This window comes from Hyphomonas sp. GM-8P, from assembly GCF_003263315.1.
In the GTDB taxonomy this organism is placed as follows: Bacteria; Pseudomonadota; Alphaproteobacteria; order Caulobacterales; family Hyphomonadaceae; genus Hyphomonas.
On record NZ_AWFE01000059.1, the window covers coordinates 37,111 to 51,724 of the forward strand.

Annotated in this window: 15 protein-coding genes; 4 read left to right on the top strand and 11 right to left on the bottom strand. The window is 62.8% G+C overall.

Features of this window, described 5'->3' with window-relative positions; translation table 11 throughout:
* Nucleotides 1-23: 23 nt before the first annotated feature.
* On the bottom strand, nt 24-695 hold the full coding sequence (locus HY26_RS05825; RefSeq protein WP_034769442.1) for a carbonic anhydrase: 672 nt from the start codon (nt 693-695) through the stop codon (nt 24-26).
* Between the two features lie 289 nt (nt 696-984).
* Between HY26_RS05825 and HY26_RS05830 the strand changes: the two genes are divergently transcribed.
* Nucleotides 985-1,929 (top strand): LysR substrate-binding domain-containing protein, encoded by a 945-nt coding sequence (locus HY26_RS05830; RefSeq protein WP_051600314.1) that lies wholly within the window; start codon nt 985-987, stop codon nt 1,927-1,929.
* Here HY26_RS05830 and zapE read toward each other — a convergent pair.
* From zapE to HY26_RS05845, 3 genes are all read right to left on the bottom strand, one after another.
* Nucleotides 1,916-3,043, bottom strand: coding sequence for a cell division protein ZapE (gene zapE, locus HY26_RS05835; protein ID WP_065383122.1), 1,128 nt, complete (start codon nt 3,041-3,043; stop codon nt 1,916-1,918). The genes HY26_RS05830 and zapE overlap by 14 nt on opposite strands.
* Nucleotides 3,044-3,050: 7 nt before the next feature.
* A complete protein-coding gene (locus tag HY26_RS05840) occupies nt 3,051-3,665 on the bottom strand; it encodes a rhomboid family intramembrane serine protease (protein WP_034769437.1) in 615 nt (204 codons plus the stop codon).
* 100 nt (nt 3,666-3,765) lie between these two features.
* Nucleotides 3,766-4,209: a response regulator transcription factor gene (locus HY26_RS05845; RefSeq protein ID WP_034769435.1), complete on the bottom strand. Its 444-nt coding sequence runs from the start codon at nt 4,207-4,209 to the stop codon at nt 3,766-3,768.
* 258 nt (nt 4,210-4,467) lie between these two features.
* Between HY26_RS05845 and HY26_RS05850 the strand changes: the two genes are divergently transcribed.
* Nucleotides 4,468-5,370 (top strand): GNAT family N-acetyltransferase, encoded by a 903-nt coding sequence (locus HY26_RS05850; protein ID WP_081813229.1) that lies wholly within the window; start codon nt 4,468-4,470, stop codon nt 5,368-5,370.
* Between the two features lie 3 nt (nt 5,371-5,373).
* Here HY26_RS05850 and HY26_RS05855 read toward each other — a convergent pair whose 3' ends face one another.
* Nucleotides 5,374-5,874 (bottom strand): hypothetical protein, encoded by a 501-nt coding sequence (locus tag HY26_RS05855; RefSeq protein ID WP_034769432.1) that lies wholly within the window; start codon nt 5,872-5,874, stop codon nt 5,374-5,376.
* Nucleotides 5,875-5,992: 118 nt separating this feature from the next.
* Between HY26_RS05855 and HY26_RS05860 the strand changes: the two genes are divergently transcribed.
* Nucleotides 5,993-6,997 carry an alpha/beta fold hydrolase gene (locus tag HY26_RS05860; protein WP_081813228.1) on the top strand — a complete coding sequence of 335 codons (1,005 nt, stop codon included), beginning with the start codon at nt 5,993-5,995 and terminating at the stop codon, nt 6,995-6,997.
* On the opposite strand, the gene HY26_RS05865 is transcribed toward HY26_RS05860, so the two are convergent.
* From HY26_RS05865 to HY26_RS05885, 5 genes are all read right to left on the bottom strand, one after another.
* Nucleotides 6,972-8,828 carry an alpha/beta hydrolase gene (locus HY26_RS05865; RefSeq protein ID WP_051600313.1) on the bottom strand — a complete coding sequence of 619 codons (1,857 nt, stop codon included), beginning with the start codon at nt 8,826-8,828 and terminating at the stop codon, nt 6,972-6,974. The two genes, HY26_RS05860 and HY26_RS05865, sit on opposite strands and share 26 nt — an antisense overlap.
* A 68-nt stretch (nt 8,829-8,896) precedes the next feature.
* On the bottom strand, nt 8,897-10,447 hold the full coding sequence (locus HY26_RS05870) for a bifunctional GNAT family N-acetyltransferase/carbon-nitrogen hydrolase family protein (RefSeq protein ID WP_034769424.1): 1,551 nt from the start codon (nt 10,445-10,447) through the stop codon (nt 8,897-8,899).
* A gap of 56 nt (nt 10,448-10,503) precedes the next feature.
* Nucleotides 10,504-11,799, bottom strand: a complete 1,296-nt coding sequence (locus HY26_RS05875; protein WP_034769422.1) for an ATP-binding protein — start codon at nt 11,797-11,799, stop codon at nt 10,504-10,506.
* A gap of 7 nt (nt 11,800-11,806) precedes the next feature.
* Nucleotides 11,807-12,487: a response regulator gene (locus HY26_RS05880; protein WP_034769420.1), complete on the bottom strand. Its 681-nt coding sequence runs from the start codon at nt 12,485-12,487 to the stop codon at nt 11,807-11,809.
* Complete coding sequence (locus HY26_RS05885; RefSeq protein WP_051600312.1) at nt 12,487-12,951, bottom strand: MarR family winged helix-turn-helix transcriptional regulator; 465 nt, start codon at nt 12,949-12,951, stop codon at nt 12,487-12,489. The genes HY26_RS05880 and HY26_RS05885 overlap by 1 nt, the downstream gene beginning before the upstream one ends.
* Nucleotides 12,952-13,006: 55 nt before the next feature.
* Between HY26_RS05885 and HY26_RS05890 the strand changes: the two genes are divergently transcribed.
* Entirely contained in the window at nt 13,007-13,891 is an 885-nt protein-coding gene (locus tag HY26_RS05890) for a branched-chain amino acid aminotransferase (protein WP_034769417.1), read from the top strand.
* A gap of 56 nt (nt 13,892-13,947) precedes the next feature.
* Here the strand turns inward: HY26_RS05890 and HY26_RS05895 are convergent, their stop codons facing one another.
* Nucleotides 13,948-14,583, bottom strand: a complete 636-nt coding sequence (locus HY26_RS05895; RefSeq protein WP_034769410.1) for a peroxiredoxin — start codon at nt 14,581-14,583, stop codon at nt 13,948-13,950.
* Between the last annotated feature and the right edge of the window lie 31 nt (nt 14,584-14,614).

Genomic DNA, 14,614 nt, shown 5'->3' on the forward strand with positions numbered 1-14,614 from the left:
GATCCGTTCGTTCAGGACCCGCTTCACGCCGCGCAGGTATGGTCGCCCGCGAGTTCGCGGATCTGGGCGGCGTAACGGGAGTCGATGGTGATGAATTTGCCTTCGGCCTCGTCCCAGGCTTCGACTTCGCCGGAGCGGATGTCGTAGACCCAGCCATGCAGCTCGGTCGTGCCTTTTGCGAGGGCGGCGGCAACGCTCGGATGGGTGCGCAGGTGCTGCAGCTGGAGCAGGACGTTCTGCTCGATCAGCATCTTCATGCGCTCTTCCGGGGAGGTTTCGTCTTCAGCGATGCTGTCGACAACATCCACGGCAGCCTTGGAATAGCCGAGCCATTTTGCGACGTGCGGCAGGCCCTCAAGGCCTTCCGGATTCATCGCGCCTTTCATGGCACCGCACTCGGTGTGGCCGCAGACCACAATGTGCGGAACTTTCAGGACAGCGACGGCGTATTCGATGGACGCCGTCATGCCGCCGGTGTTCTCCGTATGCGGTGGAACGATGTTACCTGCGTTACGGCAGATGAACAGTTCACCCGGCTCGGTCTGGGTGATCATGGCCGTTTCGACACGGGAGTCGGAACAGGCAATGAAAAGTGCTTCAGGGGACTGGCCCTTGCTGAGCTCTTCAAAAAGACCCTGTTTTTCAGGGTAGACATTGTTCTGGAAGCGGACAACGCCTGCAGCAAAGCGCGGCATGCGAAACTCCTTTCGATGCTGGGGGGGATACTGGATTGGAGGAGGGAGGAAACGTGCGCGGTGGGCGCTCAGTTTGTGGACGGTGGGTCCACAACAGACCGGGTCACTTCACTGTAGTGACGACACGCACTCAGATTAAATGCCATCAGTATGTACACAGAAAGCAGGCTCCTTGGGTCTGATCGCTGTAATCTGGCGTGGCGCAATAGATAGTTCCAATATAAAAACTCTCTTGTTTCAATAAGAAAAAACTATCAATAATGACCCGTTTCTGAACAGGGATTCCCCAATGCGCCCAACGCTTAGACAGCTGCAATACCTGGTCGCCGTGGCCGATACCGGAAAGTTCCATGAAGCGGCGCGCCGGCTGAACGTGTCGCAGCCGAGCCTGTCGGCCCAGATCGCTGAAGCCGAGCAGCAGCTGGGCGCCGTGCTCGTCGAGCGCGGCCGTCATGGCGCCTTCATGACCCCGCTGGGAGAGGAGGTCGTCCGCCGGGCCCGGGCCATCCTGATCCAGGTCGAGGACCTGAAGGCGTTCACCCTGCGGCCTGCAGGGGAAGTGGCCGGGCGCTACCGGCTGGGCACGGTCTCGACCATCGGGCCATACCTTCTGCCAGGCGCTGTCCGTGAACTTCACCGCCTGTTTCCGGAACTGCGCATGAGTGTGCATGAATCCCGGATGGCAGACCTCAATGAGCGCCTGAACGATGGCCGACTCGACATGATCATCTCGACACCGGAGGACCATGCCAGCAGCGCTTTCATGGAACTGTTCGAGGAGACGCTGTTTGTCTGCGCCGCGCAGGAAGATGAATTGTCCGCCCAAAACGGCCCGGTCGATGTGGAAGCCTTGCGCGGTCGGGAATTGCTGAGCCTTGGGCCCGGTCACCGGCTCAGCCTGATCATCCAGCAGCTGGCGGATGCCGCGGGCGCGCACATCAGTACCGAATATGAAGGCACGTCGCTGGACGCCGTGCGCCAGACCGCCAGCATGGGGGAGGGGGTGGCGATCCTGCCGAACCTCTATGCCGTGGTGGAGGCCCAGCGCGATCCGACCCAGGTCGTCCGGCCGATCCGGCACAAGCTCGCCCGCCGCAAGATCGGGCTGATCTGGCGCGAAGGCTCGCCGTTATCCGAACCGATGACCGAAATGGGAAAGGTCATGCGTGCTGTTGCTGAAGACCTGCTGAGCGGCGACGGCAAGGAGTCCAAGCGCCGTGTCAGTCGACGCTGATCTCGACGCGTTCCTCGGCGAGGTAGTCGGTTGAGCGCATCTCGTGCAGGCGGCTCACCGTCCGCTCGAATTCAAAGGCACCGTCCCCTTCCGGGTACAGCGTTTCCGGCTCTGCCGCTGCGCTCGCCACCAGTTTGATCTTTGCTTCGTAGAGTGCATCGATCAGGGCGACGAAACGCGCGGCTTCATTGCGCTTGTCGGCGCCGAGCTGCGGAATGCCTTGCAGGATGATCGTGTGGAAGTTCGCTGCGATGGTCAGGTAATCGCGCGAATAGAGCGGACGGGCGCAGAGTTCTTCAAATGTAAACCAGGCCACGCCGGCCGCCTCTCGGCTGACCTCCAGCTTGCGCCCTTTCACCGTCAGCGTGACATGCTGGGCATGCGCGCCGGAGGTGAGCCGGGTCCAGACCTCTTCCAGCGAAGCATCGGCCTCCGGCCCCAGCGGCGAATACCAGACCGGCGCGGCGATCAGCCGGTCCAGCCGGTAGTCGCGGTCCGAGGCCAGGTGGAAGATATCGCAACGCTCTTTCAGGTGCTGGATGAACGGCAGGAAGAGGGGGCGGTTGATGCCATCCTTATAAAGATCATCTGGCACGCGGTTGGAGGTCGCCACCATGGTCACACCGCGCGAGAACAACTGGTCGAACAGGCGCGCGAGGATCATCGCATCGGCGATCTGCGTCACCTGGAATTCGTCGAAACAGAGCAGCTGCGCCTCGGTGGCGACCTGCTTGGCGACCGGCGGGATCGGATCGTCGCCGGCGCTCTTCACGCGCCATGGCGAGCGCTTGCGGTCGTCCTCCGGCATCTTGCGCCAGGTATCCAGCCGGTCCTGGATCTCGGCCATGAACTCATGGAAGTGTACCCGGCGTTTCGCCTTCGGCGCGGCATCCTCGAAGAACAGATCCATCAGCATGGACTTGCCACGCCCGACCCCGCCCCAGAGGTAAAGTCCGCGCACGGGTTCCGGCTTCGAGAACCAGCCGCCCTTCGGCGGATTGGCGAGGCGCCGGGCGAGGTCGTCCAGTAATTCGGCCGCTTCTGCCTGTACGGGATCATTAGTCAGCAGACCTGCGTCCACACGTTCCCTGTACTGGCGGAGCACGTTTCCCATGAATGGTTCAGCCAAACTGCCGGGCGATCTGGTCCATCAGCCTGCCGAACGCGTCAGGTTTCAGGACCAGCGTCAGCACGATCCCGGCGACCGCGCCGCCAAGGTGAGCGCCGTGGGCGATCATCGTGTTCTCGCGCTGGGAATAGATGAAGCTGATGACGATGAAGAGCAGGGCATAGAGGCCGGCCCAGATCGGCAGGGCGAACATCAGGTAGATCGTCGCGAAGGGAAACAGGATGCCGACAGCCGACATCAGGCCTGAAATGGCGCCGGAGGCCCCGATCGCGCGATAATCCGGCTGGCGGCTTTTATCGATGATTTCCCAGAAGGATCCGCCCAGCAGGGAGCCGAAATAGAGGATCGCAAACCCGGTGCTGCCGAATACGCTCTCCAGTGGCGGACCGAAATAATAGAGCGTCAGCATGTTTACGAAGAGGTGCATGCCGTTCACGTGCAGGAAGCCGGAAGTGAGCACGCGGTGCCACTGGCGCTGTTCGCGGATCGGCTGGATCCAGAGCGAGTTCTGGTTGATGAAATCCGTCGCGCCGAAGCCGATCATGCTGGCGACAATATTGGCCAGCAGCAGGCTGGACGTGATCGGCGCTGAAGTGAAGAAATCCATGCCGAGGCTGTTTCCCGTCAGTGATAGGCGAAAGAAAACCGCCCGGAAGTGGTTCCGAGCGGCTTAGCAAGCTCTGGCCCCGAAGGGCAAGCATAAGGGATCAGGCAGCGCGCACGCGCATGGCCGGCGTGTCGGCGGCCGTTGGCATCAGGTCCATGAGGAAATCCTCGAAACTGTCCGGCCTCTGGATGAAGCGGTTGAACGGCAGGCCGGCCTTGAAAATGGCTTCCGGGTGGATGTTGGCGCCGCAACGCAGGGCCGCTTCAACGGCCTGATCGCGCGTATCCATCGAGGAAACGACGGCGATCCGGTATTTGCCCATATTGGCTATGCGGGCGATCGTCATGTCCGGATCGATGGAGTCCGGCAGGCCGAGGTCTAGGACGACAAGGTCGAAACGCTCAAGACGCAGGCGCGATTCCGCAGCCATCAGCGTCGGCGCCAAGACGAGGTCGACCTGCACGCGCGAGCGGGCAGCCTTGTCCGCAGCGATGGCCAGCATGTCGCGCACCGGCGCGTGATCTTCAACCCAGAGAACTTTCATAAAATCTACCCCGATGCCTTTCCTTTGTGGCTGGTCCTTAACCTGCCCCCGATGTGCGTTCACTTTGCCACGCGCAGCTTACGGCTTAGTAAAGCGTTCCTTTCAGAAGTGTTGAAAACTCAATGAATTGCGATTGCCGGGGCAACGCGCAAACGGGGTCGGAAATGGCCTGAATCCCCTTGTAAAAAGGGGCTGTTTGCGGCGCTTCCGCAGGTTTCCGGCTTGGCTTATGCTGGTTTTCTGGAGAAACGCCCGAAAATGAGTGACGAAACACTCCCGCAAAAAAATCTGGCGCCGCGGAAGTCGGCCTTCCTGGATGTCGACACGCCAGATGACCTGCACATCGTGGATGTGCTGATCGAGGAGCGCTGCCCGAAATTGCGGGCGAGCCCGGCCTGGCCGCTGGTGCGCCCGGTGCTCTATTCCATGCTCGGCTACGACAAGGCCCGGCGCATGGCCGACGAGATTGTCGCGCTGAATGGCCGCGAATCCTTTGACCGGCTGTCCCGCCAGCTCGCCTTTGACCTGACTGTTGAAGGCATCGAACGGATGCCGCGCGAAGGCCGGCTGATCGTCGCCGCGAACCATCCGACCGGGCTCGCCGACGGGGTCGCCGTCTGGGACCTGCTGAAGCGGGTGCGCGACGACATCATCTTTTTTGCGAATGCGGATGCGATCCGCGTCAATCCGAAGTTCGAGGATGTGATCATCCCGGTCGAATGGGTGATGGAGAAACGCTCCCCCGCCAAGGCGCGCGAAACGCTGAAACGGGCAGGGGAAGCCTTCTCGGAAGAGAAGTGCGTCGTCATCTTCCCGTCCGGGCGCCTCGCGCGGAAAGAAGGCGACCGGTTGATTGAGAAGGACTGGTTCTCCACCGTCATCGGCCTTGCGAAAAAGCAGAAAGCGCCGATCCTGCCGCTGAACCTCGATGCGTGGAATTCGCGGCTCTATTACCTGCTCTGCAATCTCAGCGGCGAGCTGCGCGACATAACCCTGTTCCACGAGCTGCTGAACAAGCAGGGCTCGAAAATGCGGATGACCTTCGGCCAGATGATCGATCCGGAGACGCTGCAGGGCGACGCAGTTTCGCTCACCGAAAAGCTGAAGGCGCATGTCGCCTATGAATTGCTGGAAGACCCGGCGGCCGTGTTCCGGCCCTGAGGGTCAGCGCACCGCGACGCGGTCGAGACGGGCAGGTGTTTCCGGACAGGCTGCAGGCGGGCCGAGCGCGACCGGATGGCCGCTCCCATGCCGGGCAGTCCAGGCAGCGGCAGTTGACAGAGTGCGGGCATCTTCGAACAGGCTCATGAGACCATTCAGGGCTTCGGCCGAGGCGCGCGCCGACCGGGCGCCTTCCAGCGCCTCAAGTTCGATCTCGGCCTCCTCGCCAAGGCTGCGGAAACTGCATCCTATCGCCGCCGGCACACCGGCCTGCACCGTCCAGTTACCCAGCCTCGCGGCATTAAAGGCGAACCGCTCCACCTCGATCACATAATCTTCGTCGAGCACCGGCAGGCGGCCTTGCCGGGCCGTGTCCAGCAGCGGTGCGGACTCCCCGGCGAGGGCAGCGGCTTTCGCGCCCCAGAGTTCGGCCAGTTCCGGGCTGGCGGAGGCGGACCCGGCCATGAGCGCGAGTGCGGAAGCGAGACTGATCTGTTTCAACATGGGCCGTCCTGTCCCTTTTTGGGACATTCGGCGCAAAAGCCGTGCCGGATATGCCCCGAGGGCCGGACTTGCCAGATGAGGAGCCCCGTCCCAGAATTCAAAAAAAGGAAAGAAATGAATGAGCGGGGAGAGCAAAGGCATCGTCAGGGACCAGCCGCCGGAGATTCCTTCGGAGGGCGGGCCGCTGGCCGAGTTCAAGGGCGCGGTGCCGCCTGCGCCGGAATGGTTCCGCAAGGCGGTCGCCACGCCTTATGAAACGGGCTCGGTGGAGGTTAAGGGCGCGAACGTCACGTATCAGCGCTGGGGTAAGCGTGGCGCGCCTGGCCTCCTGCTGGTCCACGGCAATGGCGCCCATGCCCACTGGTGGGATTTCATCGCGCCTTACTTTGCCGAGGAATACAACGTCGCCGCGATCACTTTCGCCGGCATGGGCGACAGCGATTTCCGCGACAGCTACGACATGGCGACATTCGCGGAAGAGGAAGTCGCCGTGGCCGAGGCCGCCGGCCTGTTCGACGGGCCGACCAAGCCGATCATTGTGGCACACTCTTTTGGCGGTTTCGTCACGCTGGTGACCGGCGCGAAATATGGCGACCGGTTTGACGGCATGGTGATCGTCGACAGCCCGGTAAATCCGCCGGAGCGGCCGCACCGCGGGCCGGACCGCAAGGGCCGCCCGAACCGGGTCTATCCCGACCTCGCCTCGGCACTCAGCCGCTTCCGGCTCGCGCCGCCGCAACTGTGCGAGAACCTCTATGCCGTCGACTATATTGCCCGCTGGAGCCTCCGGAAGGCGGACGAGGGCGGCTGGACCTGGAAATTCGATCCCATGATCTGGACGCATTTCGATCCCGGCAAAGACCCCGGCGCCCTGCTTCAGGCCGCGCGTTGCCGGGTAGCGATCATCCGGGGAGAGACCAGTTCGCTGATGCCGGACGATGTGCGCGAATACATGCGCAAGCTGCTCGGCTATCAGGTGCCGTTCATTTCCATTCCGCATGCAGATCATCATGTCATGCTGGACCAGCCCATCGCCTTCATCGCGGCGCTGCGCACCATGCTGGCGGAGTGGAACCACTCCGACCCGCACCGGACAGTTACTGAGGCGCCGTCTCAGGCATGAACCGGCCGGCGGTGCCCAGCCACTGAACGATCCTGAGCGCTGACTGCCAGAGCGGGGCGTCGGGCGAGCCGATGGATTCCGCTTCGGCGGCCTGTTCGGACAGGACCAGCGCGGACTCTTCCATGCCGACACGGCGCATCGTGGTCATGGCGGTGGAGAAGGCCTGCTGGCCGCAGAACTCCGTGCGCGGCGTGCCCAGCACCCAGGCGACTGCATTGCCTTCCTCACGCCGGCCGAGCAGGCAGCGCTGGTCCGGTTCGAGGCTCAGCCACAGGATGGCCTGGAAGTCCGTAAAAGCGGCGCCAAAAATGTCTGAATGGCCTAGCCCGCCATCGGAGACCGCGGACGTATCGATCGTGTTCAGCACGGGCAACAGAACCGGTTCAGCAGAATCCCCAGCGCGGCGGCCTGTGCCGTTGAAGCGCCGGGAGGCCTGAAGCGCGCGGTCTTTGGAACTGGCGTACAGTGTGAAATCGTCGGCGAGGCTGTCGATGGCGGAGACGCGCTCGATAAAGTCATCCGCATCGACATCGGGGGAGGCGAAGACGACTTCATTGAACAGTTTTTCGCCGGGCCGGTCGCGCGTCATCTGTTCGAGGGCGAGCGTCAGGAACTCGTTGCCCATGGAGTGCGCGACAACACTGATGCGTTCGGCCCCGGTCTTGTCCGCCAGAACGAGCAGGAAGTCTTCAAGGTCCTCCACGGCCGCTTCGGTGATCTGGGACCGGTCCGCCTTGTAGCCGAAGAGGCTGCCGGCTGACGGCCATGAATAGAAGACGGTCGAACCGTCAATTTCGAGGTCGACGGAAAGCTGCGCCGCGCGTTCGATCCCGGCGTCAAACTTGGTGTTGTAGCCATGGATGAACACAAAAATCTCGCGGCGCTTGGACTTGGCGAGTTCCAGCTTGATCTCGCGGACAAAGGCTTCCATGTCCGGATGGATCTTCATGTCGCCGACAATCACATGACGTGCCGGGTCCGGGCGTACGTCGAAGCGCAGCACGCTGGGCTTCGGGATCTCGCCAAGCGCGCGGTTGCGCGGCACCGAGACGATCACCGTGCCGGTCTCCAGCTTTCCGCGCTCTGCGCCGTAATAGGTGCGTGCGTCCAGGACCGGTTCGCCATCGACGACCAGCATCTGGCCGGGGTCTGGCGCGCGGTCGGTACCGTAGAAGACCTTCACGAGGTCGAAGTCCGGCTCTTCCCCGAACACGCGCGGGGCCAGGCGGCGGCCTGTCGGCATGGCTGCGCCGGTATCGCGGCTGCGCTCGATGGCGTCCGTGAGGGCGAGTTCCATCTCTTCCAGCGTCGCGAAGCCGCCGGTCATGGCGATGGCGATCATGTCCAGTTCATTGGCTTTCGCGAAAGCGAGCAGGGGCGCCATGCGGGGATGATCGACGCCGAGATGATCTGCCACGAGGCCGACGGCCCGGCCGGCATGCGCTGTCGCGGTGGCGGTGTCGCCTGCGGCGGCGGCGATCTCGGCCATCCTGGCTTCGAGATTGATGAGGCGCGCCCAGTCCGGTTCCGGCGCGGCGGTTTCTGCATTGGCCAGTTGCTCATAGGCGGCGAGGGCGCCGGCCGTGTCTCCTTCGCGGGCCATCAGGTCTGCGAGGTCTTGCTGAAGCGCCATGTCGGTGGATGGGTCCGCCATCAGTTCCGCGGCGAGCGTCAGCATGGCATCCCGGTCACCCACAGCTTCGGCATCGCCTAGTTCGACCAGCAGGTCACGGGGCGGCTGGACTTGTGGAGGCGCTTCCGGCGGCGGGGTGGCACAGGCCGCAAGGATTGCCAGCAATGTGGCCATGGCAACGGCGCGTATGCGGGTCATGCGGTATCCTCCTCCAGGATGAGGTGAATACTAGGAAGCGCGCGCCCTGCCTGCAACAGGGCGGAATGTCAGCGGCGTTTCTTCCAGTTCACCGAATAGAGGTCGAACCGGCGGTCCTTCAGGTTCTGCACGGCGCCGGACTGGCGGGCGGTCAGCAGATCCGAAAGGGAGAGATCGGCCAGCGCGATGGTCTCGGTATTCGGCGCTGTGTCGGCGGCGACGCCATCGCGGGCGAAGGGGAAGTCCGACGGGGTCAGGATGCAGCTTTCCGCATAGTGGATGTCCATGTTCTCCACATTCGGCAGGTTTCCCACCACGCCGGAGAGGGCGACATAGCACTGGTTTTCGACCGCGCGGGCCTGACAGCAATAGCGCACGCGCAGGTATCCGCGCCGTTCGTCGGTGCAGAAGGGGACGAACAGCATCAGCGCGCCCTGGTCGACCAGGTGGCGGGCAAGTTCCGGGAATTCGGAATCATAGCAGATCATCACGCCGATCGGGCCACAATCGGTCTGGATGGCGAGGGCGCCCTTGCCGCCCTTGATATTCCACCACATCCGCTCTGACGGAGTGGGGTGCAGCTTCTGCTGGGTATGGACCGAGCCGTCGCGGAGGAAGACATAGGAGATGTTCAAGATATCCCCGTTCTCCATCATGCTCGGATGCGTCCCGCCGATGATGTTGACGTTGTAGGAGACGGCCAGCTTCTCCATGAACTCGATAAAGCGGGGCGTGTACTCGCTGATCTTCTCGATCGCCTCGACCGGGCCGAGCGGCCGGTGTTCCAGCGACAGGAGCTGCAGCGTGAAGAGTTCCGGGAAGACGACAAAGTCCGATTTGTAGTCGGATGCGATGTCGGTGAAATACTCGATCTGCTGCTCGAATTCGTCGATGGAGTTGATCTTGCGCATCTGGAACTGGACGGTGGCGATGCGCACCCGTTCGGGCAGGGACGTGTCGCCAAGTCCCGGCTTCGCCTTGATCTTATCCTGCTCCAGCGGGTTTTCCCACAACATGTGCGTCGCGCAATCCTTCGACTGCGCGTCCCCCAGCAGGTAGTTCCTCAGCACGCCGATTGGCTTGAAGCCCTGGCGCAGCTGGAAATTGATGACCGGATCCTTCAGCTTCTGATCCACCACCGCAGCAACATAATCTTTCGGGTTCGGATATTCCTTCGCGTGGCGGGCATAGCCGGGCATGCGGCCGCCGAAGACGATGCCCTTCAGCTCCAGCCACTGGCAGAGTTCTCTCCGTACCCGGTAGAAGCGTTCGCCGATGCGCAGGCGCCGGTAGTCCGGATGAACCATCACGTCCATGCCGTACAGCATGTCGCCTTCCGGGTCGTGCCGGGCGGCGAAGCCCACGCCGGTTATCTCGTTCCAGGTATGCGGTTTCAGCGCGACATCGCTCGAGATCATGAAGGTCGCGCAATAGCCGACGATGACGCCTTCATACTCGGCCACGAACTGGCCATCCGGGAACCGGTTCAGCTGGCCGATCAGCTCGCTTCGCGCATACCCCATGCCGGGGCCGTAAACGCGTTCGGACACCTCCATAATGCCGGGGATGTCGCGGACTTCGGCGTTCCGGACGATAAGTTTGGCGGGTTTGTCGGCCATGTCTGTTTACCTGATCGGGTTTCCGCTCTGTCTGCCACAAGCGGATTGAGAGAGTATCAATGTGGCAGGCGAAGGCTGGCGCGCAAGCCGCCAAGCGCACTTTCGGACAGGCGAAGGTCTCCGCCATGGGCCCGCGCGGTGTCGCGGGCCAGCGTCAGACCGAGGCCGATGCCGGACGTATTCTGCGTGCGCGCCTCGTCCAGCCGGGAGAAGGGGCGGAAGGCGTCCTCGTGCTGTTCCTTCGGGATGCCGGGGCCATCATCGTCGATATGGACTTCAGCTGCGTGCGGGCCGTCCACCATCGTCACCTGCACAGTGTCGCCGAATTTCAGGGCATTGGAGATGAGATTGGTCAGTGCCCGCTTGATGGCGAGGCGCCGGCCCTTGACCGGGATCGTTTCCGGGCCGGTGACGGGAACGTCTTCGCTGAAGCCGGCCGCTGCTTCGCGGACCAGGTCTGCAAAGTTGAACTCGACCGGCTCGTCACCTTCCTCGCCCTTGGCGAAGGCGAGATAGCCTTCGAGCATCATGCCCATATCGTCGAGGTCCGCCTTCATGGCGCGGATCTCGTCGGTCTCGTCCATCATGGCGAGGGAGAGTTTCAGGCGGGTCAGCGGCGTACGCAGATCATGGCTGACACCGGCGAGCATGGCGGTGCGCTGCTCTGTAAAGGCGGTCAGACGGTTCTTCATGTCGATCACGGCGCGGGCCGCCTCACGTACTTCGTTTGCGCCGGAGGGACGGAAATCCGGCACGTCCCGACCTCGGCCGAAGGCGCGGGCCGCCTTGGACAGGCTGAGGATAGAGCGCACCTGCTGGTTCAGGAAGGCGACGGCCAGTGCAATCATCAGAAGGCTGAAGATGATGACCCAGACAATGAAAAAGTGCGAGGTGATCGTCACGGCGCGTTTGCGCTCGATCAACACTTCCACGGTCCGGCTGGCGGCGGGGAAGCGGATATGGATGAGGGAGTCGTTCGGGCTGAGGCCGACGAGGACCGGCACGCCAAGGCGTGTGCGTAATTCCTGCCGCAGGACATTGCGATAGGAGAAGGCTTCGAGGAAGCCTTCCGCTTCCGGTGTGGCATCCGGGGCATCGCAGCTGAAGGTCAGGTCCAGCCGGCTGGCAATGACGTCCCGCGCAATCGGCGAGGCAGACCGCCGCTCGCAATAATCCTGCACGACACTGACATCCCGCGCGATGGACTGGCCGAGCTTCCGGTTCACCTCGGCGATATGGCTGTCGTAATAATACCAGGTCGTCACGGTCAGGATCAGCACGACCGGCAGCACCACCATGAGCAGGCTGCGGGCATAGAGGCCGCGGGGGGTGATGTCGCGCAGGCGGAACATGGGTCCCTCAGTCCGGCATCAGGCGGTAGCCGATACCGCGCACTGTCTGGATATGGATCGGCTCTTTCGGGTTCGGCTCGATTTTGCGGCGCAGGCGCGTGACCTGCACATCTACCGAGCGTTCCATGCCCGCAGACGTGATCTGGGCGAGTTCCTCACGGCTGACCGGCTCACCCGCCCGGGCGGCGAGGGCGGTCAGCAATTGCAGTTCGGCATCGGTGAGGCGGACGCGATCGTCGCCGGATTTCAGTTCCCCGCGCGCCGCATTGAAAACGAGGCCCGACATCTCAACCTCTTCCGGAGGCGTTTCCTTGTGGGACCGGCGCAGGATCGCCGCACAGCGCAGGGACAATTCTTCCGGCTCAAACGGCTTTGCGAGATAATCGTCGGCGCCGCGCTTCAGTCCCTCGATCCGGTCGCTGGCCTCGCCCCGCGCCGTCAGCAACAGGACAGGCGTTTCCCGCGAGACGCCGTCGCGGATGCCTGAGAGGAGGGACAAGCCGTCTTCGCCGGGCATCATTACGTCGAGGATTGCCATGTCGAACGCCATGGTCCCCATCAGGCGGCGAGCCGACTCTGCATCCGATGCCGCTGTCACGCGGTAGCCTTCGCGGCTGAGAAAACGTTTCAGCAACTCGCGGATACGGTCGTCGTCATCGACGACAAGGATATGAGCGGCTTCAGGCATCAGCGCACCAGGGCGTCGAGCACGCGGCGGTTGCCTTCCACGGCGTCCGGTCCGGCACTGCGATAGGCAAGGCGCAGACGCTCGCGCAGCACAATTGTCAGCTGCGTCGTCAGTGTCACGCCGGCGTCCGACAGGGTCAGCTTGCGCTGGCGGGCATCCTGGCTGCCGACTTCCTTTTCGATCAAATTCCGTTGATCCAGCTGGCCAAGGATACGGGCAAAGGTCGGCACGGTCATGCCCAGAGAGTCCCGCAGGTCCGAGACAGTCTGGCCGGGCCAGTAGCGGATCGTCATGAGAATTTGCATCTCTGGCTTGCTCAGGCCTGCCTTGTGCCGAGCGGCTTCGGCGGCTCTGGTAAGCTCGGATGCTCCGGCCAGCAGGAGGCCGACGCCGCGATCCAGCTCCTGATCCATCAGGAAGAGGCGGGGGTCGAACGGGCGGTTCAGGTTGACGTCAGGGGCCATCCGGTGAAATGAACGCGAAATTCAGAGAAGTGCAAGCGAGGAGCGCTGACAGACCATGGCCGCAACCCCATACGACGACCGCGATGGCTACATCTGGATGGACGGCGAGTTTGTGCCGTGGCGTGATACCAAGGTACACGTCCTGACGCATGCGCTGCACTATGCCTCCGCGGTATTCGAGGGTGAGCGCGCCTATAATGGCAAGATCTTCCGCTCGCTGGACCATTCCAAGCGCCTGCACAATTCGGCCCGGATCATGGGCTTCGACATCCCGTTCAGCGTTGAGCAGATCGAGGAAGTGAAGCGCGAGGCGTTGGCCAAGTCCGGACTCGACAGCGCCTATGTGCGTGCCATCGCCTGGCGCGGGTCGGAAATGATGGGCGTGTCGGCCCAGCAGAACTCCATCCACCTGGCCGTCGCCGTGTGGCACTGGGGCGACTATTTTGCCGACAAGATGAAGGGCATCCGCATGACGCATGCCCAGTGGCGCCGACCGGCACCGGACACCGCGCCCTGCCATGCGAAGGCATCGGGCCTCTACATGATCTGCACGCTATCCAAGCATGCGGCCGAACGGGACGGCTATGCCGACGCGCTGATGCTGGACTATCGCGGCCAGGTGGCCGAGGCGACCGGCGCGAACATCTTCTTCGTGCGCGACGGCGCGCTGCACACGCCGACGCCGGACTGCTTCCTCAACGGCCTGACGCGCCAGACGGCGATCAAGCTGGCGAAGGAACGCCAGATCGAAGTGATCGAACGGGCCATCATGCCGGATGAGCTGCCGACCTTTTCGGAATGCTTCATCACCGGCTCGGCCGCCGAGATCACCCCGGTCGCCGAAATCGGCGAGTACACCTACAAGCCGGGCCAGATCTCCGAATCGCTGGTCAACGACTATTCGGCGCTGGTCAACGGCAAGATCGAGGTGGCGCTCTAGGCGCAGTCCGTATCCGGAAGACATGAAAAAGGCGGCCCGCGGGCCGCCTTTTTTGCTTATTTGTTCGGCTGGGGCGTGTAGCGCAGATAGGGCTTCACGGTCTTGAAGCCTTTCGGGAACAGTTTCCCGGCTTCCTCGTCCGACAGGCTCGGCACGACGATCACGTCTTCGCCATCGATCCAGTTCACCGGCGTTGCCACCTTGTGGCCGTCGGTCAGCTGCAGGCTGTCGATCAGGCGCAGCACCTCATCGAAGTTCCGTCCGGCGCTGGGCGGATAGATGATGGAGGCGCGGATCTTTTTGTTCGGGTCGATCACATAGACGGCCCGCACGGTCACCTTCGGGTCGGCGTTCGGGTGGATCATGTTGTAGAGCGTCGCCACCTTGCGACCGGGGTCGGCAATGATCGGGAATTCGACGCTGGCGCCCTGCGTCTCTTCGATATCCTCGATCCAGCGCTTGTGATCCTCCACACTGTCGACGGAGATGACGAGCGCCTTGGCGCCCCGGCGGGCGAATTCGTCTTTCAGGCGAGCTGTATAACCGAGCTCTGTCGTGCAGACGGGGGTGAAGTCAGCCGGGTGGGAAAAAAACACCACCCAGTCATCCCCGGCCCATTCATGGAACCGGATCGGGCCTTCTGTCGTATCCGCTTCAAAGTCGGGCGCAACGTCGCCGATCAGCAAGCTCATTTAAACCGTCTCCTGTGACTTGATTTCGAGG

Excerpts from the sequence above, each read along its gene's own strand:
- HY26_RS05850 (WP_081813229.1), top strand. The coding sequence starts at position 4,468 with ATGAGTGACGAAACACTCCCGCAAAAAAATCTGGCGCCGCGGAAGTCG.
- HY26_RS05885 (WP_051600312.1), bottom strand. The coding sequence starts at position 12,951 with ATGGCCCCTGACGTCAACCTGAACCGCCCGTTCGACCCCCGCCTCTTC.
- HY26_RS05880 (WP_034769420.1), bottom strand. The coding sequence starts at position 12,487 with ATGCCTGAAGCCGCTCATATCCTTGTCGTCGATGACGACGACCGTATC.
- HY26_RS05825 (WP_034769442.1), bottom strand. The coding sequence starts at position 695 with ATGCCGCGCTTTGCTGCAGGCGTTGTCCGCTTCCAGAACAATGTCTAC.
- HY26_RS05870 (WP_034769424.1), bottom strand. The coding sequence starts at position 10,447 with ATGGCCGACAAACCCGCCAAACTTATCGTCCGGAACGCCGAAGTCCGC.
- HY26_RS05860 (WP_081813228.1), top strand. The coding sequence starts at position 5,993 with ATGAGCGGGGAGAGCAAAGGCATCGTCAGGGACCAGCCGCCGGAGATT.
- HY26_RS05855 (WP_034769432.1), bottom strand. The coding sequence starts at position 5,874 with ATGTTGAAACAGATCAGTCTCGCTTCCGCACTCGCGCTCATGGCCGGG.
- HY26_RS05830 (WP_051600314.1), top strand. The coding sequence starts at position 985 with ATGCGCCCAACGCTTAGACAGCTGCAATACCTGGTCGCCGTGGCCGAT.
- zapE (WP_065383122.1), bottom strand. The coding sequence starts at position 3,043 with ATGGGAAACGTGCTCCGCCAGTACAGGGAACGTGTGGACGCAGGTCTG.
- HY26_RS05895 (WP_034769410.1), bottom strand. The coding sequence starts at position 14,583 with ATGAGCTTGCTGATCGGCGACGTTGCGCCCGACTTTGAAGCGGATACG.
- HY26_RS05865 (WP_051600313.1), bottom strand. The coding sequence starts at position 8,828 with ATGACCCGCATACGCGCCGTTGCCATGGCCACATTGCTGGCAATCCTT.
- HY26_RS05840 (WP_034769437.1), bottom strand. The coding sequence starts at position 3,665 with ATGGATTTCTTCACTTCAGCGCCGATCACGTCCAGCCTGCTGCTGGCC.
- HY26_RS05845 (WP_034769435.1), bottom strand. The coding sequence starts at position 4,209 with ATGAAAGTTCTCTGGGTTGAAGATCACGCGCCGGTGCGCGACATGCTG.
- HY26_RS05890 (WP_034769417.1), top strand. The coding sequence starts at position 13,007 with ATGGCCGCAACCCCATACGACGACCGCGATGGCTACATCTGGATGGAC.
- HY26_RS05875 (WP_034769422.1), bottom strand. The coding sequence starts at position 11,799 with ATGTTCCGCCTGCGCGACATCACCCCCCGCGGCCTCTATGCCCGCAGC.